This is a genomic window from Pseudoalteromonas sp. NJ631 (assembly GCF_000276645.1).
GTDB lineage: Bacteria > Pseudomonadota > Gammaproteobacteria > Enterobacterales > Alteromonadaceae > Pseudoalteromonas > Pseudoalteromonas piscicida.
The window spans coordinates 614,241-633,189 of sequence record NZ_AKXJ01000001.1; the positions used below are offsets into that span (position 1 = coordinate 614,241).

Consider the following 18,949-nt stretch of genomic DNA (forward strand, 5'->3'; position numbering starts at 1 on the left):
AGCCTTTTTTATGTTCTTGTCCCATCCTAAACAAGGTTGACAGTTTAAGCGCTAGTGATGAGTATTACCTCATCCACACTCTCACTTCCGCAAGTCCATTGCTTTGCAAAAGTTGTAACTGAGACTCTATGTTCGCGCTTTGCTCAAATTCGAATGCATCCAATTGATCGTCAAAGATGATTGTCGCAGCACCATCACCGCCACGTTGTTTGACCTGATGCAATGCGATATCAGCTAAGTTCACAGATGATTCCCAGCCAATGACCTTACCACCTAGTAGTGGCAATGGATAATATGACCATCCCATCGACACCGTTAATTTAGTCGTTTTACCATTCGGTAAGCGGTAATCCGTTTCAGCAATCGCCTTACATAAGTCGCTGACGTACTCTTCGATATAGTCTCTGCTAAAGTCACGTAGCAGTAATAGGAATTCATCACCGCTCCAACGGACGACATAATCAGAACCTTGCGTTCGTGTATTGAGTAACGTTGCTAATTGCTGCAAACAGCTATCACCGCCAATTGGACCATAAGAATCATTAATTTTGCTAAAATCATCAATGTTCATAATCATCAATACCAAACTCTTATTTTGAGCCTGTAGTGACTGCGCATTGCGCTGATAATGCTCGACATCTTTTGGTAACTGATCAAAGAGGAAGCGACGACTACGTAGCCCCGTCAATTCATCTGAGTGACTTACAAGCTTAAGCTGAGTATTGACCTGATTGAGCTTTTCATTGGCTTTTCTGAGCTCTGTCGTACGCTCTGCTATCAACGCTTCTAGTGCGGCTTGCTTCCTTCTTTCTTGTGCTCTAAATACCCAGAAAATGAGATAGAACATAAATATAAATGCACAAGTGATAAACAGCCTAAAGTAAATCGTTTCATCAAAACGGCGCGGTAACGTAATGGATAAGTTAAGCACCTTCGCCTGCTCCCAATCTTGCCCTTGGCGCTTAACTTCTAAAACAAAGGTGAAGTTGCCTGGTGGTAAATTGGTATAAATTGCTTCGCGGCGAGATTGAGCATCACGCCATTGCGTATCGTGCCCTTTTAGCTTGTATCTAAATTCAATACTATGCGGCGCGTAAAAATCGATTGCAGTATAATTAATGGTTAGATCACGCTCCGATGTATCAAGCTGGATCACTTGATTTAAGGATTCTGTACTAAATACTCTATCGTGGGTAGACAATGACTCTAGCCTTGGCAATAAATCCCCACCACCAAAAAGCTGGACATTTTTAGGGATCTCAACGACACCTTGTAAGCTGGGGTAAAAAATAGCAGACTCGGTTTCAACCACTGCATCATGCCCAAGCCCCGAACAACATTGGCTTGGTCTGCCATCAAGCTGCCTATCGAATGGGCTTATTACTTGTTCAACTTGCAAACTCTCTATAACGTGACCAAATTGCGCAACGGGCATGCGATATACCCCTTTCATTGTGCTCACCCAGATGAGCTGATTGCTCTTGTCATAATGCAGCGAAAATATCGATCCGTAAGGCAATCCATTTGAAGCATCAAGCTGATACCAATCACCCTCTGAGGTACGATAGAATAACCCATCGTTGAGTGAGCCAACTAAAGTCGTCACGGTATCCAAATGCAAAATACTGGTGATATAAGCGGTATCCAATGACGTTTGAGAACCGATTTTTTCGATCCCCTTATCATTGTAACGATAAGCCCCTTTGTTTGTACCAATGAAGCCGTATCGAGGGAAGTCTTCAACAAAAGTGACGAATTGGCTACCGAGAAAGGCATTATAGGCAAACGGCGTTATCCCCTTGTAATCAAGGCGATACAAGCCCCTGCCAGTACCAAACCACATCCCCCCACGATTTGAAGGGCTGAGAGAAAATACCGGATTTTGCCTGAGCTCTCGCTCATTTAACTTTTGCAGTGTGCCATCTTCGTAAATAAGCGCACCACGGTCAGTACCAAGAATGAGCTTTTCACCGATAAATTCTAAGTCGTGTATTACAGAGCGATTTAACTGAGCACTTGTGAGCACGGGTTGATAACTATCATTTAACCCAATAATTCCAAGACCTTCTCTGCTAGCTACCCACAATTGACCATTGGAGCCTTGAGTAATTGCTGAGATAGCTTGATTTGTCCGTTGGCCGATATGATGACGCTCAACCTTACCTGAGTGAGCAAGCCAAAGTCCCTCATTTAAACTAGCAAGCCAGATATTATTATCGTTATCCATAAAAATATCGGCAAACCAGATGCTCTGATCTAGTTGAATTGGCTCAACAGCTTGCCAAATGCCATTATTTTGTCGGTATAACAATCGCCCATAAGTGGAAACCCACAGGCCACCTTCCTTATCGTTAAGAAACTTATATACCGCATTGTTACCCACTTCTTGGTAACGACGTAGTACTTCATCAATATCTAGAAAATAGGCGCCCAGCTCTGATGCTAAGAACAACTTACCATCGACCCAAGCTAAGTCATGTATGATGGTTTGTGCTAACTGTTCAGGTAATGACACTTTACTTGCCAATTCAAGCCGAACCCCATCGCCAGTGCGATTGCTTGATTCGCTGATTTTAAGTAAGTGACGCTCATTTACCAACCAAATACCATCTGGCACCAGCGCCATTTTAGTCACGGAACCTACAATTTGATTGATTTGGGTAACATCTAACGTACTTTGTTCGATGTTATTAGCGGCTAACGTCAGCTTTTTCGCAGAAACATAATACAGACCATTCGCAGCAATCCAGATCCCGCCATCTTCATCTTGCAAGATATCCCGTACAGGCCCCTGCAGATCGAAACGTCGAGCTTCTAAGGTTTTAGGGTTGAGTCTTAACAATCCTCGACGTGTGCCAACCCAGAGCATGCCAAATCGGTCTACCACCAATTTATTAATGGCATTGCTATTTAAAAACTCGGTATTTTGGGTATTGAAGTTTTGGAATTGATGACCGTCAAACCGACTTAAGCCAAACTGAGTTCCGAGCCAAATGTAGCCCTGATTGTCTTGAACGACACTCTTAACGCTTTGTGACGGTAATCCACTTTGGATATTCCACTGTTTAACTACGTAATCATCTATCGCCGCAAAACTCTTAATTGGTAGCAGCAAAGTGAAAATGAAAAACAATAGCCTTGTCATCTCGATTCCATCACATCAGCACAGTTAGACTAAAATGCCAGTTTTAAACAAAGCTTGCACGCAAATCAATGAAAAAATGCCAGCTAATACATCATCTAGCATAATCCCCGAGCCACCATGCAAACGTTTATCGAGCCATCTTATCGGACCCGGCTTCAAAATATCGAAAAAGCGGAACAAAATAAAGCCAACGATTAATGACTGCCAGCTAAGTGCCGCCCCTATCATGGTAATATAAAAGCCTGCCACTTCATCCCAGACAATGGCTGGATGGTCATGAACATTAACATCGTCTGCTGTTTTACCACACACCCAGATCCCAAATAACGTCATGACAATCGCAACAAGACATTGCAGCCAAATTGGTGCACCTTGGGTTGCAAAAATAAACGGTAATGCAGCGAAGGTACCAAAAGTACCAGGTGCTTTTTTCGCTAAACCAAGACCAAACCCGAGTGCAAAGAGTTGATGCGGCTTCTTTAAATTAAATACATACTGCTTAGCCAAACCAACTCCTAGCTAAAATGCTCAAAACCAAGCCCTGCGAGCTGGTAAGGTTGACCTTTTTTGAGCAATTGAATTTCGCCATTATTAGCCGTAATTTGGCCAATGCAAACTGGCTCAACACCATATTGCTTCAATCTAGTTTCCACGGCATTTTTGTTATTATCATTGACCGTGAAGAGTAACTCGTAGTCATCACCAAAACCGAGCGCGAGCCGCATGCGTGCATCTTCATCAAGACTTGAGCGCAGCGCATCAGACTGTGGGACTTTATCGGCATTTATCTTAGCGCCAACTAACGAGCTACGTAAAATATGCTTAAGATCCGCAAGTAAACCGTCTGAGATATCGATTGCAGAGGTAGCAAGGCCTCTGAGTACTTGACCCGCAGCAACTCGTGGCGCAGGATAGTGAAACTTTTCAAGCGCTGCTTTGTAGTGTTTTGGCTCAAGCGTCCAGCCTTGCTTTCGCGCTTCAATAGCAAGCCCTGCGTCACCAAGCGGACCTGTTACATAAATCCAATCACCCACTCGCGCACCTGAGCGCTTGAGTGCTTTACCAGTTGGTACAATACCTTTTGCACATACAGTGATAGTCAATGGACCTTGCGTTGTATCGCCACCTATTACTTGTACGTTATAGTACTCAGCGATTTCATGCATGCCTTCGGTGAAGGCCTCTAACCACTCCAAGTCAGCGCTAGGTAACGTTAAACCAAGCGACACCCAAGTAGGTTCCGCCCCCATTGCAGCTAAGTCGCTAAGGTTTACCGCGATCACACGGTGACCAAGTGCCCGAGGTGGAATATCTTCAAAAAAATGCACACCCGCAACTAGCGTATCCGTTGTTACCGCAAGCTGATTGCCAGCAGGAACTGAAACTAAGGCGCAGTCATCACCGATCCCAAGCTCTACATCTCGACGAATAATGCCACGGCCTTTAAAGTAGTGATTGATTAGCTCAAATTCTTTCATACACAAAAAAGCCGGCCAAGGCCGGCTATTCCTATAGTAAAGCTTATTTGCGAATAAACTTAACCGCTTTGTCTAGTACACCGTTAACGAATTTGTGGCTTTCTTCAGCGCCAAACATTTTCGCTAACTCAATACCTTCGTTGATAGCCACTTTGTATGGCACATCTTCACGGAATTTAAGCTCATAAGCACTAACACGTAACACGGCAAGCTCAACCATATCCAATTCTTCAAGTGGACGAGCTAAATGCGGACGAATTGCTTCGTCTAGCTGCTTTTGGTTAACAACAACACCACGCGCTAAGTCTTTGAAGTATTCCACATCGACTTTCGTTACGTCGTTTTCGATCAGCATTTGCTGTTCGATATCGGCAATTGGGTTACCACTTAGCTGCCAAGAATAAATAGCTTGTAAAGCAAGTACACGTGCTTTGCGTCTAGCTGCTGGTTTCACTGAGATTCCTCTTAAATTTGCTCTAGCACGTTCACCATTTCTAGAGCTCCAAGGGCGGCTTCTCCCCCTTTGTTGCCCATTTTAGTGCCCGCGCGCTCGATAGCTTGCTCAATGCTTTCAGTGGTAAGTACACCAAAAGCAACAGGGATGTCATAATCTAATGAAACGCTAGCTAAGCCTTTGTTAGACTCGTTAGCAACTAAATCGAAGTGTGGTGTACCACCACGAATAATCACACCTAGCGCAATAATCGCGTCGTGCTCTTTTTTCATCGCAACGCGTTTTGCTGCTAGTGGTAGTTCAACCGCTCCCGGTACATATACAACCGTGATGTCTTCATCGCTAACACCACCGGTACGTTTTAATTCATCTACAGCGCCTTCAAGTAAGCTGCTACCGATAAAATCGTTAAAACGTGAAATGACAATGGCAAATTTTTTGCCAGGAGCGTATTTATTACCTTCGATTACTTTCATTAGATGTTCCTAATCTGTATGAGCAATTGCCAAATTGAGGCGCATGATAGCACAGTAATGTGGCAATCGCCTACTACCAGAATATAGGCGATTGCGATCAATTTGGCATTTTGGAATTATTTTGGTTCGACGTATTCAACCACTTCTAAGTGGAAACCAGACAGTGCATGATATTTTTTCGGTAGACTCATTAGGCGCATTTTCTGAATGCCTAAATCAGCCAAAATTTGCGACCCCACACCTACGGTGCGCGAAGTACCTTGGAATTTACGGTAGTTCACCTGTTCGCCCGCATCTTCCGCAGCAAACGCCTTAACTAGCGCTTCCATTTCTTCGCTGTGTTCTTGCTTACCAAGAATGACTAATACACCTTCGTTGTCAGCGATGTGCTTCATGGCACTTTGCAGCGTCCAGCTTCTATCCGCACTGCGATCTGAATGAAGAATATCGTTAAACGTGCTTTGCAAATGCACACGCACTAAATTGGCTTCTTCCGATTTGATCTCGCCCTTAACCATCGCATAGTGAAGTTGATTATCAATGGTGTCTTTGTACGTCACCAGATTAAACTCACCGAACTCAGTAGGCAGTTTACACTCTGCTACTTTTTCGATAGTAGTTTCGTTTAAGTTACGATACTCAATTAAATCAGCAATGGTGCCGATTTTAATATCGTGTTCTTTTGCAAATACTTCTAGTTGTGGGCGGCGTGCCATAGTGCCGTCTGGATTGAGAATTTCAACAATCACAGATGCAGGCTCCAATCCCGCCAAACGTGCTAAATCACATCCAGCTTCAGTATGACCTGCACGCGTTAAAACGCCGCCTGGTTGCGCCATGATTGGGAAGATATGACCAGGTTGTACGATATCTTCAGGCACTGCACCTTTGGCAACTGCAGCTTGCACTGTACGAGCACGATCTGCCGCTGAAATCCCAGTAGTTACGCCTTTCGCAGCTTCAATAGACAAAGTAAAGTTGGTAGAGAACTGAGCGCCATTGGTTTTCACCATTAGTGGCAAGTTCAGCTGCTCACAGCGCTCCTGTGTCATGGTTAAACAGATTAACCCGCGACCATATGTTGCCATGAAATTAATTGCATCTGGTGTAATGTGCTCTGCTGCAATGATCAGATCACCTTCATTTTCTCGGTCTTCATCATCCATCAAAATAACCATTTTACCGGCTTTAATGTCCGCGATGATTTCCTCAGCACTATTTAAACTCATAGTTTTCCCATTTTTACTTTGTCTGTGGCTACTTTATAAAGCCAGCTTTCGCCAATAGACTGGTTGTGAGAGTGGACTCGCTGGCAGCGCTTGGCTCACCCTGAATTAGTCTTTCGAGGTAGCGGGCGATTTGATCAACCTCTAAGTTTAGTTTTGACCCGACTTGAAAACCTGCAATCGTCGTTTCTTGCGCCGTGTGAGGCACAATGGTCAGTTTAAAGCGATTTTGTTCCACGGCATTGACCGTCAAACTGATACCATCAATGGCAACCGAGCCTTTATACGGAATATACTTCATTAGCGATGACGGCGCAGCTAGCCAATAATCAGTCGCTCTGGCATTAGCGGTTATCTCTACCACTTCAGCGATACCATCCACATGGCCAGAAACCAAATGACCACCTAGGCGTGAAATCGGCTGCAGTGCCTTTTCAAGATTGACCTTTTGGCCTTGTTTGTACTCGGCAAAACGCGTCAAACTTAAGGTTTCGTTAGAAACATCGGCTTTGAAGCCATCATGAAACTTCTCAGTTACGGTCAGGCAGACCCCGTTAGTGGCAATGCTATCACCCAAGTTTACATCGCTCATATCAAGAGATGTCGTGGTTACACGAACAATTAAATCGCCGCCCTTGAGCTGCAATTGAGTTAATGTTCCTGTTGCTTCGATAATACCTGTAAACATTTTACTTCTCTTTAGTCGCGATAAGTTTGAGATCAGGCCCCACTTGGCAAACGTCGCCAAACACTAACTCTGGTATTTGCGACATGGCACTCAGTGGTGTGGTGTTAAACAGCCCTTTTCCAGCGCCAATTATTTTCGGTGCCAAATAGATGATATATTCATCAATTAGCCCTTGTTCATGCATTACCCCCGCAAGGGTGGCGCCAGCCTCAAGCCAAACATAATTACAGTGCTTTTCAGCCAGCTTGTTGAGCACGGCTTTTAGGTCGAGCTTACCGTTGATTTCAGGCACGACAATTTGCTCTACGAAATGAGGCCATTGCGCTGAATTATCAATAGTACGGCGAAAAATAATCACCGGAGATGCGATTTTAAATAACGCAAGATCTGGTGTCAGACGATTTTGTGAGTCAATAATCGCACGTATCGGCTGGCGTAGCTCAGGTTGAGGATAATCGGTGTCTTGCAAAAACTCTTCACGAACATTGAGTCTGGCATTGTCTACCATAACCGTATCGGCCCCGGTCAAGACCACGCAGCTTTGCGCACGGTGGCGCTGCACATCTAAGCGCGCTGCCGCTGAGGTGATCCACTTGCTCTGGCCATTGTTTAATGCAGTTTTGCCATCAAGAGAAGCGGCAAGCTTACAGGTCACGAACGGCAACCCATACTCCATTCGCTTCAAGAAACCAGTATTTAGCGCCCTTGCTTGTGGCTCTAGCAAACCAAAAGCCGTTGCAATTCCCGCGGCCTCTAACATTGCCAATCCGCGCCCTGCAACTTGTGGGTTAGGATCAACCATAGCTGCAACCACTCTGCTGACGCCTGCGTCGATCAGACCTTTAGCACACGGCGGCGTTCTGCCATAGTGACTACATGGCTCAAGCGTTACATAGGCAGTCGCACCAGCGGCTTTAGCTCCAGCTTGCTTAAGCGCATGCACTTCAGCATGGCCTTCACCTGCTTTTAAGTGCGCGCCTTCGCCGACGATTTCACCGTCTTTTACGATCACACAGCCGACGTTTGGATTGGGTGTTGTGGTGTATTTACCGCGCTTTGCAAGCGTGATTGCACGGCTCATGTAATCATGATCTTGCGCTGTGAACTGGCTCAATCCCCCAACCTCGCAATTTCTTCACCAAACTCACGAATATCTTCGAAAGAGCGATATACCGAAGCAAATCGCACATAAGCCACTTTATCGAGCTTTTTGAGGGCTTCCATAATACATTCTCCAATCATGTCGCTTGGTACTTCACGTTCGCCCGTACCACGAATTTGAGATTTAATCTGGTGTACCACTTCTTCTATTTGTTCTGTGCTGACGGGGCGCTTTTCCAGCGCTCGGTGCATGCCATTGAGTAACTTATCTTCATTGAAAGGCTCTCTGGTTCCATCTTGCTTTATTACGCGCGGCATTAAGAGCTCAGCACCTTCAAAAGTGGTAAAGCGTTCGTGGCATAAAATACACTCACGACGGCGACGGACTTGGTGGCCGGAAGCAACCAAACGTGAATCTATCACTTTGGTATCTTTGGCTGTACAGAATGGACAATGCATAGACGCTCTCGTTGACTCAAAAACAAAAAAGGCCGCTTGAATGCGGCCTTAATCATAACAAAAAACTGCTTTTTTGTGAGCGAAATTATGCGTAAACAGGTAATTTAGCGCAAATTGCTTTTACTTTTTCTTTCACTTGTGCCTGTACAGACTCATCATTGATGTTGTCTAGTACGTCACAGATCCAGCCAGCAAGCTCTTTCGACTCAGCCTCTTTAAAGCCACGGCGAGTGATCGCAGGAGAACCGATACGCAGACCAGAAGTAACGAACGGTGAACGTGGATCGTTTGGTACAGAGTTTTTGTTTACTGTGATGTTTGCACGGCCAAGCGCTGCATCCGCATCTTTACCTGTGATGTCTTTATCAATCAGGTCAAGTAGGAACAGGTGGTTTTCAGTTTTGCCAGAAACCACTTTATAACCACGCTCCTGAAGTACCGCAACCATAGCTTGTGCATTTTTAACCACTTGCTCTTGGTATGACTTGAACTCTGGCTGTAGTGCTTCTTTGAACGCAACCGCTTTCGCAGCGATAACGTGACATAGAGGACCACCTTGACCACCAGGGAATACAGCAGAGTTTAGCTTCTTGTAGATTTCTTCATCATCACAAGCAGAGATGATAAGACCACCACGAGGACCCGCTAGCGTTTTGTGCGTTGTTGTTGTTACAACGTGTGCATGAGGCACTGGGCTTGGGTAAATACCAGCGGCAACAAGACCTGCAACGTGCGCCATATCAACAAGTAGGTAAGCGCCTACTTTATCAGCGATTTCGCGGAACTTAGCCCAGTCAACGATACCTGAGTACGCAGAGAAACCACCGATGATCATTTTTGGCTTGTGCTCAAGTGCTAACGCTTCAACTTGCGCGTAATCGATTTCGCCAGTTTCTTCGTTTAGACCGTACTGAATAGCATTGTACGTTTTACCAGAGAAGTTTACGTGTGAACCGTGCGTTAAGTGACCACCGTGAGCAAGGCTCATACCTAGCACAGTGTCATGTGGCTGAAGTAGCGCTTGGAATACCGCCGCGTTTGCTTGTGAGCCAGCGTGAGGCTGAACGTTTGCGTAAGTCGAACCAAATAGCGCATTGGCACGGTCAATCGCGAGTTGCTCAACCACATCAACGTGCTCACAACCACCGTAATAACGCTTACCTGGGTAACCTTCAGCATACTTGTTTGTTAGCTGAGAACCCTGCGCTTCAAGTACACGTGGGCTACAGTAGTTCTCAGAAGCGATAAGCTCGATGTGCTCTTCTTGACGTGAAGTTTCTGCTTCAATCGCTGCAAATAGTTCTGGGTCAAAATCTGCAATATTCATGTTACGTTCTAACATGGTTTCTCCTAGGTAAACGTAAGGGTATTTTTAAAGACAATCTAGCATCACAAGATAACCAGTTTGCCTATGAAATCAGCATGGGCATATTTAAGCAGGGATTGAATTTATTTCACACCCCTATCGCGATGATATTTTTTTATTTAAACATTAATATTTTAAATAAGACAACCTAAGTTGTATTTGAAAAGCTAATATAGTCTTGAAATTGACCTTATCTGAGTGGGCGTTCTACCCACTCAGACAGGCTCTCTGATTTAGTTGAGTTTTGCTAACATTGCTGCCTTCAAAGCATCATAATCTGCACTAAGCGGCTCTGCCAAACATGGTTTTTGCAATGCATCGACCAACGGTTTTGGCATGTCAAGTTTCTGATTTAAAACACCTTCTACAGATTCCTTAAACTTCGCAGGATGCGCAGTGGCAAGGAAAATTCCGGTTTCATCCGCTTGAGAGTCCAGCGCTAATCCTTCGTAGGCTATCGCAGTATGTGGCTCAGCCAAGTAACCTTTATCATGTAATTCTTGCATTACTGTCTGAGTTCGCGCTTCCGTCACCGAACGTGAATAAAAGTCATGTTTGTTAAAATCCTCTCTATCTAGCATGATTTCAACACGAGGCCAGTTATTAGGTTTACTCACGTCCATCGCATTAGAGAGTGACTCCAAAGTGTCGTTTGGTTGCCACTCACCCGAGGCAATATAACGGGGTACAGTGTCATTTTGGTTTGTCGTGGCACTTAACTTGGCAATAGGCAGTCCAATCGCGGCCGCAATCATCGCCGCACAGACATTACCGAAGTTACCACTTGGCACTGAAACATGCACTTTATCACGCTGCGACTTAGGTAATTGCGCTAGCGCTTCAAAGTAATAACACACTTGCGCCACTAAACGGCTGATGTTGATGGAGTTAGCTGAATTAAGACCAAGCTTTTGCTTTACTTCGTCATCAAGGAATGCAGACTTTACCATCGCTTGGCAGTCATCAAAGCTGCCATCTACAGCATAACAATGAATGTTTTTCCCAAGTGTTGTAAATAGCTTTTGTTGGGCAAGGGAAATCTTGCCATGAGGGTAAAGGATCACCACATCGACATTTTCTTTTTCGTAAAAGGCATGGGCAACGGCGGCGCCAGTATCGCCACTTGTTGCCGTGAGGATAGTCACGCGCTCACCTTGATTAAACATGCTAATGCATTCAGCCATAAAGCGGCCGCCAAAGTCCTTAAATGCCAGTGTTGGTCCATGAAAAAGCTCTAAACAATGCTGATTTTTAGCAACTTCGACTAACTTAGCTGGGAAATTAAAGGCGCGTTTTACCATCGCATCGAGCGTATCTTGTGGTAGTTCATCACCAATAAGGTGATGTAATACCTTGGCACTACGCTCAGCAAAAGGTAATTCAAGTAGTGCATCAACATCCGCAATACGCTCAAATGTAGGAGGAAAAAAAACCCCCTGGTTACGACCTAAACCGATTTTTACCGCTTCAACGAATGAGACTATCTGCTGTTCGTCTTTTAAATTCACTAATTTCATTACTTTTGATCCTTTAATTCTCTTGTGCCAAGCATATCTAATCGGCAAACATGGCTAAAACCCGCTTCATTAATGTAGTTTTGTTGCAACCATTGCTGCACTGCATTTGCCTGTTGCTCTGACTTACAAATAGCAAATAATGTGGGCCCTGCCCCTGAAATACTCACCAGCTCGGCACCTAGGGCTGGTAGCGCGTCTTTTGCTTCACTAAAGCCGGCAATGAGTGGCGCTCTCGCTTCCTCGGCAATGCTGTCTTTCATCATCGACAGTGCTTTGTCAAATTGACCTGACTGCATCAATAAACAAAAGCCCGAGAGTCGCTGGGCAAATTCCACCGTATCATGCAAAGAAAATTGCTGTGGTAGTGCTTGCCTTGCTTTCGCAGTATTCAAGGCAAAGCCAGGATATGCAATAACATAAAACCAGCTCTCATCATGCGCAACACTGATTGCTTTACTTGGAATGCAGTCTGCCGTCAGTTGTAGTCCACCAAGGTAGCATGGCGTGATGTTGTCGTAGTGACGACCGCCACTGACCTTTGCTTCAAAGTCGGCCATCAATTCAATGAGCGCCTCTTGACTTAATTGCGTATTGGCAAAATCATTGAGTGCAGCAAAAGCGGCAACCACAGAGCAAGCGCTAGAGCCTAAACCTGAACCAACAGGAAGGCCCTTATATAAGGTCATAGCAACCGCTGGCATGTTTGGTGCCACATGCAGTTTGAAGTGCTGTAAACACTGAAACGCCAAATTGTCTTTAGGATCGGCGGAGAGCTTTTCTGCATATGGACCAATACAATTGAACGTATCACGCTCTGCGGCTTCAACACTGACCTGATCGCCCAATAAACTGCCATCAATAGGCTGGATTGCGGCGCCAAGGGCGTCAAAGCCAACACAAAAATTGCCCATTGACGCTGGTGCATAAAACGTTTTCATAAGTCCTACCTCGACAGCGTTTTTAGGATATCAGCAAATACGCCTGCAGAGGTTACTTCTGCGCCCGCGCCATAACCTCTGATCACAAAAGGCTTTGGTTGATAATACTGACTTAAAATAGCCAGTGCGTTTTCACCATCACGAATATCGTACAGAGCGTGCTCTTTATCTACCGCTTCAATGCCAACGCGGCATTTACCGTCAACGATTGAACCGACATAGCGCAGCACTTGCCCTTGTGCTTTTGCTGCCGCAATACGCGCTGCGAAAGCATCATCTAATTGTGGTAATTGCGCCATAAATTCATCAACACTGGCGCCCTCAGCAAACCCTTCAGGTAATACGGATTCAACTTCAATATCACTGAGTTCCAACGGCAGCCCCGATTCACGGGCAATGATAAGCAGCTTACGCGCGACATCCGTACCGGATAAGTCATCGCGCGGATCTGGCTCTGTAAAACCACTTTGTTTGGCTTTCTCTGTCGCTTCCGATAGCGATAAACCATCCGACAATACGCCAAAGATATACGATAGCGAGCCAGACAAAATACCACTGAATGAAAGCAATTCATCTCCTGCGCCAAACAGCAATTTAAGGTTGTCTAAGACAGGGAGTCCGGCGCCAACGTTGGTTTCGTATAGAAAGTGACGGCGCTTAGCTAGTGCAGCCTGCTGTAGTGACTGATAATACTCAAAGCTGCCAGTATTGGCTTTTTTGTTAGCCGCAACAACATGAAAGCCCGCATTAAGAAAGTCTAAATAGCCATCGGCAACGAACTGAGCTGCACTACAATCAACAATCACAGGGTTAATTAAATGATTTTGTCTAACAAACTGGCTAACCTGTTGTAAATCAAAGCCCGACTCAGCTTTCTCTAGCGCCAGTTCCCAGTTATCAAACGGTACGCCTTCTGGGTCTAAATAACACTTACTTGAGTTTGCAATGCCATAGAGGTTCAAGCGTATATTACGTTTTTCAAGCCATGCTTGTTGCTTATGAAACTGCTTCATTAATTCTTGACCCACTAGACCGCAGCCAATCAGGAAAACATCGATGGACGGTACATGCGTGAAGAAGTTTTCATGACATACTTTTACTGCATCTTGGCAAAGTTCACCGTCAACCACCGCCGAAATCGAACTCTCTGTTGAGTCCTGTGCGATGGCGACAATATTCACCTGAGCCTGTGCAAGTGATGCAAAGAATTTGGCCGCAAGACCTTTGTGCGCTTTCATGTTGTCGCCAACCAAAGTAACGATAGCAAGGTTACGTTGCACTTCAATTGGGTCAATTAAACCTGCTTGCGTTTCAAGCTCAAATGCCTGTTCAAGCGCAACCAGCGCGAGTGTTAAGTCTTGCTCATGGACACAGAAACTGATGCTGAATTCACAAGAAGATTGCGTAATAAGTACAATGGATACATTATCTGCTGCCAGTGCAGAAAAGACCCTAGCAGCCATGCCTACCTTGCCTTTCATCCCAGGTCCTGCCACGGTCAACATAGCCAGTTTATCAAGACTCGAAAGCGCTTTTACTGGAGCCTCGCCGCCGCCCTGGGCACAAATCAGTGAACCAGGCACTTCTGGATCATGAGTATTTTTAATTTCACAAGGCACATCTGCTTTGGCGCAAGGTAAAATGGTTTTTGGGTGCAGCACTTTAGCGCCAAAATAAGATAGCTCCATGGCTTCTTTATAAGATAGCACGTCGACCTTAGTCGCTTTCTTTATCAGGCGAGGATCTGCACTGTAGACACCATCAACGTCAGTCCAGATTTGGCAGATTTCGGCTTCTAGGCATGCAGCAGCGACTGCCGCAGAGTAGTCAGAACCATTGCGACCAAGCGTTGTTAGCTCGCCCGCTTCATTGCTTCCCGTAAATCCTGCCATGATATAAAAACGCGACGCTTGGGCACGCACCAACTCTGCAAAACATAATTTACTTAGCTTAAGGTCAACTTCGGCATCGAGATACCCGCCCTGCGTTTTTACACAAGCATCAGCACTAAGCGCCACTGAGTCTGATTGCAGCATGGTGTCCATCAACGCAACGCTAATACGTTCGCCAAAACTAATGACATAGGCTCTTGCTTGATCTGGGCAATGTCCCAGTAACTTGGCGCCATCTAATTTATTCTTAAGTAATTCAAAGTCAGGCCAGCCAACAACACCGCCGTACACCGCTTGCACTTCATTGTGTAAGCCTTGGCTGCGGGAAGTAAATGACTGCCACTGGGAGTCAAACGCTTCCCCTCGTCCAGCCAAATCAGCAAGCTCAACAAGCTGATCTGTCATGCCACCGGGAGCCGACAGCACGACAAGCGCTTGCTGCTGGCCGTGGTCTTTAACTAGCTCACTGACTCTTTGTAAACAGGCAAAATCTTTGAGGGAAGACCCTCCAAATTTTAGTACTCGCATCATTTTTCCTCATTCCAAAAACAAAAAAGGCCTGTGTTCTTAGTGAACACAGGCCTTTTTCAAACTCGCACTGACCTATGCCACTATCCCGTTAGGATGGTGGTTGTAATAATGGTCGTAGTGATAATATTCGTTTTCATAATTTTAGAGTGCCTGAAGTTTAGCCACGCTGTCAATACGAAAGAGCAAAATAGATTATGCAAATTTCTAATAGTGACATTTGTAATTTGCATAGATAAGTTATCGGATCCCAAACTGGTGCAGTAATCCTAATAACTGCTCTGCTTTAACCGGTTTTTCTAAAAACCCTAACGCTCCCAAACTCGCTACTCTTTCTTTCATCTTGGCCTGAACATCTGCCGAAATAACCACCACGAAACATTCAATTCGGTGTGCTTTTATTGCCTCTAACACAGCAATCCCATCAAGTATTGGCATGGTTAAATCCAGACACAATAAATCTATTTGCTGAGTTTTCAGTAAATCAATCGCCTGCTGGCCATTCTGTGCTTGGTGCAAGGTCAGGTCTAATTTGCTCTGTAAGTTTTTAATGACTTGTTTACGGGCGACAGCCGAATCATCGCAAACTAAGACGGAATAACTCATAAAGTGGTCAGTCTTGTACTATCGTTAATAAAACGGTCACTGGATATCGCTATCTTATAACACATTAAACTTTCCTAGGTAAGGCGCTAAAAAGCATAATTAATGAAGATAATTATTTATTTTTAACCATTTATTGGCTAACTTTAAGAACAGATTATACAAAGGCGATGAACTTACCGTAGGAGCTCAGCTTAATTCATGCTGCAAAAAAGCCTCTCAAAAAAATTGCTCACCAATGTGCTGTCGGTTTACTTCCTTCTAACCTTTGTCGTCACATGTGGTCAAATCGTTGCTGAATACGTCAATACCAAAGACTATATTCGCAATGAACTTACCATGCTGCAAAAAACCTTTAGCCGCAGTTTGACCCGTGCCATTTGGGAACTCAATACGAAGCAGACCGTTACTACGGCAGAAGGCCTACTTGCGATCCCCATGATCGAAGGAATTATTGTACGTGATGACAGTGGCGAGATTATTTCACAGCTTGGCCGATCACTAGATATTCACGAGCTGTATAGCCAACAGCTTGTTCAAGAAGAAGCAATAATCGAAGATACACCATCCGGTTTATTTGGTTACACATTTCCGTTGATTTTTGAATTCTCGGGACGTGCAACACAAGTCGGTGATGTAACATTGTTTTCTAGCCGGGAGGTGGTCTTTAGTCGCATCATGATCTCTATCTACTTTTTGATAGGTAATGCGATGATCAAGACGACTTTCTTGATTATTCTATTTTTAATTGCCTTCAGAAAGCTACTTACCGAGCCATTAAGCGACCTCACCGAGCAAATTGAAGACTTTGAGGTCGACAACGTTGATGGCCATAAAATAGATATCGGCGCAAAAGAGCGCAATGAACTAAAGATCATGGAAGAGGCATTCAATAAGCTAATAGATAAGGTCTCTGAATATCGTAAAAAGCTCGATCAAACTCAAAAAGAGCTTTTGATCAGCAATGAAAAGCTTGATCAACATAATATTCAATTGGAACAAGAAGTCGCACGTAAGACCTCAAACCTAAGCCAAGCGATGATGGATCTTCAACAACAAAAATATGAATTAGAAAAGCAGAAATTAACGCTCACAGAAGAGATTGATTTAAGAAAACAAACAGAAGAAGAACTATTAACAAAACAAAAAGAGCTTGAGAAGTACGTAGACGAGCTGAATATGGCACAAGAGCGCCTAGTGGGTTCTGAAAAAATGGCAGCACTTGGTGGCCTCGTTGCCGGTATTACGCACGATATTAATACACCCGTTGGTATTGGCGTGACTGCGACCTCGTTCTTACAGGAACGTTTAGATCAGCTTGAGGCGGCGTACAACGGAAAAACCTTGTCACCAAAAGCGTTAGAAGAATTCATTAGCGAAGCAAAGCAAAGTGCCAGCCTACTTACCACCAATTTAGACCGCGCATCGGAGCTTGTCGCAAGCTTTAAACAAATTGCAGTCGATCAGGCCAGTGAAGCAGTTCGTACCATTAATCTGAAGCAATACCTTGGTGAAGTGATCCGCTCATTGCATCCAAAATTGAAGAAGACTCATCATCAAGTGAATATTGAGTGCCCTGAAGACATGACGCTAAATTTACCTGCTGGGGCAATTAGCCAAATATTCACTAACCTTATCATGAACTCTTTGATCCATGGTTTTGAAAATCAAGACCAAGGACAAATAGATATTAAGATTAAAGAAGACAATGGTATGGTAAATATTGTCTACAAAGACAACGGTAAAGGCGTGAGTAAAGCCCAACTAGACAGGTTGTTTGACCCCTTCTTTACAACCAAACGCGATCAAGGTGGCAGTGGGCTTGGTACCCATATTACCCTAAACCTCGTAAAACAAACCTTGAATGGGGATATCGAAGTAAATAGTGAAGAAGGCAAAGGCCTCACCTACTACATCAGCTTCCCAAAAGACTTACAAAAACCAATGGCGATGTTTAGCTAACCAAGTTTAGAACACAACAACCATCCAATACGCCATACTGCAAAGTGGCGTATTGGAGCAAGTATCCCCCCACCATCAAACATCATCTAGTGGAATACAAGCTGTGACCTTTTTGCTATGATGACCGCAATTTTATTCCAGACGGGCATATTTCTATGTGGTTCAGTAACTTAATCTGCTACAAATTTAAACAAGATGTAACTTACGCACAAGAAGATTTCGAAAAAGCACTCGAGCAGGATATTTTTCGTCCTTGTGGTAGCCAAGACATGACCACTTTTGGCTGGACTAAAGCTTTTGGCAAACATGGCCAGATGCTTTCTCATTTTTCTCAAGACAGTATCTTAGTTTGTGCTAAGCGCGAAGAAAAGGTGCTTCCTGCAGCCGTAGTCAATGAAATGGTCGCCGAAAAAATTGAGCAAATAGAGCAGCAAGAAAACCGTCCAATAAAGAAAAAAGAAAAAGACGATATTAAAGAAAATATCCTAGCCACTTTATTGCCTCAAGCGTTCAAAAAATCGAGCCTACAATTTGCTTTTATCGACCAAAAGTCAGGTTGGGTGATTGTAAATAGCGCCAGCTTCAATAAAGCGGAAGAACTACTTGCACTACTGCGTAAGTCTCTGGGCACACTTCCTGTTGTACCTGCGTTTGCAAACTATGATTTAGACTTACAGCTAACACACTGGCTCACCGAGTTTAGTGCACCTGAAGGCTTTGCAATAGGCACCGACGCTGAGTTGCAAGAGCCAGACGACAACGGTGCTCAGGTAAAGTTAAAACAACATGACCTTTCATCAGACGAAATCAAAACGCACCTAGAAAACGGTAAACGTGTGACTAAACTCGCGTTAGATTGGCGTGAGCGCGTGAAGTTCGTTTTACAAAACGATGGCACATTAAAACGTTTAAGCTATGCAGAAGCACTTAAAGACCAAAATGCAGATATTCCAAAAGAAGATCTAGCCGTTAAACTTGATGCTGACTTTATTTTGGTATCGGAAGAAATCAAAGAATTGTTAGAAGATCTAACCAAAGGTCTTGGTGACGACGAAGGCTTAGCGTCTTAATTTTACCATCTAGAATCTGTTGAGCTTTGAGTACGAAAAATTGATA

General features: G+C 44.4%; 16 protein-coding genes. 2 read left to right on the top strand and 14 right to left on the bottom strand.

All coding sequences use genetic code 11. The features are described 5' to 3' along the window. Positions 1–64 precede the first annotated feature (64 nt). From A587_RS0102955 to A587_RS0103020, 14 genes are all read right to left on the bottom strand, one after another. On the bottom strand, positions 65–3,145 hold the full coding sequence (locus A587_RS0102955) for a ligand-binding sensor domain-containing diguanylate cyclase (protein WP_017216366.1): 3,081 nt from the start codon (positions 3,143–3,145) through the stop codon (positions 65–67). 24 nt (positions 3,146–3,169) lie between these two features. After that, positions 3,170–3,652: a phosphatidylglycerophosphatase A family protein gene (locus A587_RS0102960; protein WP_017216367.1), complete on the bottom strand. Its 483-nt coding sequence runs from the start codon at positions 3,650–3,652 to the stop codon at positions 3,170–3,172. An 8-nt stretch (positions 3,653–3,660) separates the two neighbouring features. Next, positions 3,661–4,623 carry a thiamine-phosphate kinase gene (thiL, locus tag A587_RS0102965; RefSeq protein WP_010372092.1) on the bottom strand — a complete coding sequence of 321 codons (963 nt, stop codon included), beginning with the start codon at positions 4,621–4,623 and terminating at the stop codon, positions 3,661–3,663. 43 nt (positions 4,624–4,666) lie between these two features. Further along, on the bottom strand, positions 4,667–5,077 hold the full coding sequence (nusB, locus tag A587_RS0102970) for a transcription antitermination factor NusB (protein ID WP_010372094.1): 411 nt from the start codon (positions 5,075–5,077) through the stop codon (positions 4,667–4,669). Positions 5,078–5,088: 11 nt separating this feature from the next. After that, complete coding sequence (ribH, locus tag A587_RS0102975) at positions 5,089–5,553, bottom strand: 6,7-dimethyl-8-ribityllumazine synthase (RefSeq protein WP_010372096.1); 465 nt, start codon at positions 5,551–5,553, stop codon at positions 5,089–5,091. 116 nt (positions 5,554–5,669) lie between these two features. Next, positions 5,670–6,782: a bifunctional 3,4-dihydroxy-2-butanone-4-phosphate synthase/GTP cyclohydrolase II gene (gene ribBA, locus A587_RS0102980; RefSeq protein WP_010372099.1), complete on the bottom strand. Its 1,113-nt coding sequence runs from the start codon at positions 6,780–6,782 to the stop codon at positions 5,670–5,672. Positions 6,783–6,810: 28 nt separating this feature from the next. Further along, positions 6,811–7,467: a riboflavin synthase gene (locus tag A587_RS0102985; protein WP_010606132.1), complete on the bottom strand. Its 657-nt coding sequence runs from the start codon at positions 7,465–7,467 to the stop codon at positions 6,811–6,813. Between the two features lies 1 nt (position 7,468). Then, positions 7,469–8,581 carry a bifunctional diaminohydroxyphosphoribosylaminopyrimidine deaminase/5-amino-6-(5-phosphoribosylamino)uracil reductase RibD gene (ribD, locus tag A587_RS0102990; protein ID WP_017216368.1) on the bottom strand — a complete coding sequence of 371 codons (1,113 nt, stop codon included), beginning with the start codon at positions 8,579–8,581 and terminating at the stop codon, positions 7,469–7,471. Continuing rightward, positions 8,578–9,027 carry a transcriptional regulator NrdR gene (nrdR, locus tag A587_RS0102995; RefSeq protein ID WP_010372109.1) on the bottom strand — a complete coding sequence of 150 codons (450 nt, stop codon included), beginning with the start codon at positions 9,025–9,027 and terminating at the stop codon, positions 8,578–8,580. The genes ribD and nrdR overlap by 4 nt, the downstream gene beginning before the upstream one ends. An 85-nt stretch (positions 9,028–9,112) precedes the next feature. Next, a complete protein-coding gene (glyA, locus tag A587_RS0103000) occupies positions 9,113–10,369 on the bottom strand; it encodes a serine hydroxymethyltransferase (RefSeq protein WP_010372111.1) in 1,257 nt (418 codons plus the stop codon). 257 nt (positions 10,370–10,626) lie between these two features. Continuing rightward, positions 10,627–11,910 carry a threonine synthase gene (gene thrC / locus A587_RS0103005; protein ID WP_017216369.1) on the bottom strand — a complete coding sequence of 428 codons (1,284 nt, stop codon included), beginning with the start codon at positions 11,908–11,910 and terminating at the stop codon, positions 10,627–10,629. After that, positions 11,910–12,848 (bottom strand): homoserine kinase, encoded by a 939-nt coding sequence (thrB, locus tag A587_RS0103010; protein WP_010372120.1) that lies wholly within the window; start codon positions 12,846–12,848, stop codon positions 11,910–11,912. Before thrB ends, thrC begins: the two co-directional genes overlap by 1 nt. 5 nt (positions 12,849–12,853) lie before the next feature. Continuing rightward, positions 12,854–15,268 carry a bifunctional aspartate kinase/homoserine dehydrogenase I gene (thrA, locus tag A587_RS0103015; protein ID WP_010372123.1) on the bottom strand — a complete coding sequence of 805 codons (2,415 nt, stop codon included), beginning with the start codon at positions 15,266–15,268 and terminating at the stop codon, positions 12,854–12,856. A gap of 240 nt (positions 15,269–15,508) precedes the next feature. Further along, positions 15,509–15,874: a response regulator gene (locus A587_RS0103020; protein ID WP_017216370.1), complete on the bottom strand. Its 366-nt coding sequence runs from the start codon at positions 15,872–15,874 to the stop codon at positions 15,509–15,511. A gap of 198 nt (positions 15,875–16,072) precedes the next feature. On the opposite strand from A587_RS0103020, the gene A587_RS0103025 reads away from it, so the two are divergent. Both A587_RS0103025 and rdgC read left to right on the top strand, forming a co-directional pair. Further along, a complete protein-coding gene (locus tag A587_RS0103025) occupies positions 16,073–17,833 on the top strand; it encodes a sensor histidine kinase (protein ID WP_010606127.1) in 1,761 nt (586 codons plus the stop codon). A gap of 155 nt (positions 17,834–17,988) precedes the next feature. Then, positions 17,989–18,903, top strand: coding sequence for a recombination-associated protein RdgC (rdgC, locus tag A587_RS0103030; RefSeq protein WP_017216371.1), 915 nt, complete (start codon positions 17,989–17,991; stop codon positions 18,901–18,903). Positions 18,904–18,949: the final 46 nt, after the last annotated feature.

Excerpts from the sequence above, each read along its gene's own strand:
- A587_RS0102955 (WP_017216366.1), bottom strand. The coding sequence starts at position 3,145 with ATGACAAGGCTATTGTTTTTCATTTTCACTTTGCTGCTACCAATTAAG.
- thiL (WP_010372092.1), bottom strand. The coding sequence starts at position 4,623 with ATGAAAGAATTTGAGCTAATCAATCACTACTTTAAAGGCCGTGGCATT.
- ribH (WP_010372096.1), bottom strand. The coding sequence starts at position 5,553 with ATGAAAGTAATCGAAGGTAATAAATACGCTCCTGGCAAAAAATTTGCC.
- ribBA (WP_010372099.1), bottom strand. The coding sequence starts at position 6,782 with ATGAGTTTAAATAGTGCTGAGGAAATCATCGCGGACATTAAAGCCGGT.
- A587_RS0102985 (WP_010606132.1), bottom strand. The coding sequence starts at position 7,467 with ATGTTTACAGGTATTATCGAAGCAACAGGAACATTAACTCAATTGCAG.
- nrdR (WP_010372109.1), bottom strand. The coding sequence starts at position 9,027 with ATGCATTGTCCATTCTGTACAGCCAAAGATACCAAAGTGATAGATTCA.
- glyA (WP_010372111.1), bottom strand. The coding sequence starts at position 10,369 with ATGTTAGAACGTAACATGAATATTGCAGATTTTGACCCAGAACTATTT.
- thrC (WP_017216369.1), bottom strand. The coding sequence starts at position 11,910 with ATGAAATTAGTGAATTTAAAAGACGAACAGCAGATAGTCTCATTCGTT.
- thrB (WP_010372120.1), bottom strand. The coding sequence starts at position 12,848 with ATGAAAACGTTTTATGCACCAGCGTCAATGGGCAATTTTTGTGTTGGC.
- thrA (WP_010372123.1), bottom strand. The coding sequence starts at position 15,268 with ATGCGAGTACTAAAATTTGGAGGGTCTTCCCTCAAAGATTTTGCCTGT.
- A587_RS0103020 (WP_017216370.1), bottom strand. The coding sequence starts at position 15,874 with ATGAGTTATTCCGTCTTAGTTTGCGATGATTCGGCTGTCGCCCGTAAA.
- A587_RS0103025 (WP_010606127.1), top strand. The coding sequence starts at position 16,073 with ATGCTGCAAAAAAGCCTCTCAAAAAAATTGCTCACCAATGTGCTGTCG.
- rdgC (WP_017216371.1), top strand. The coding sequence starts at position 17,989 with ATGTGGTTCAGTAACTTAATCTGCTACAAATTTAAACAAGATGTAACT.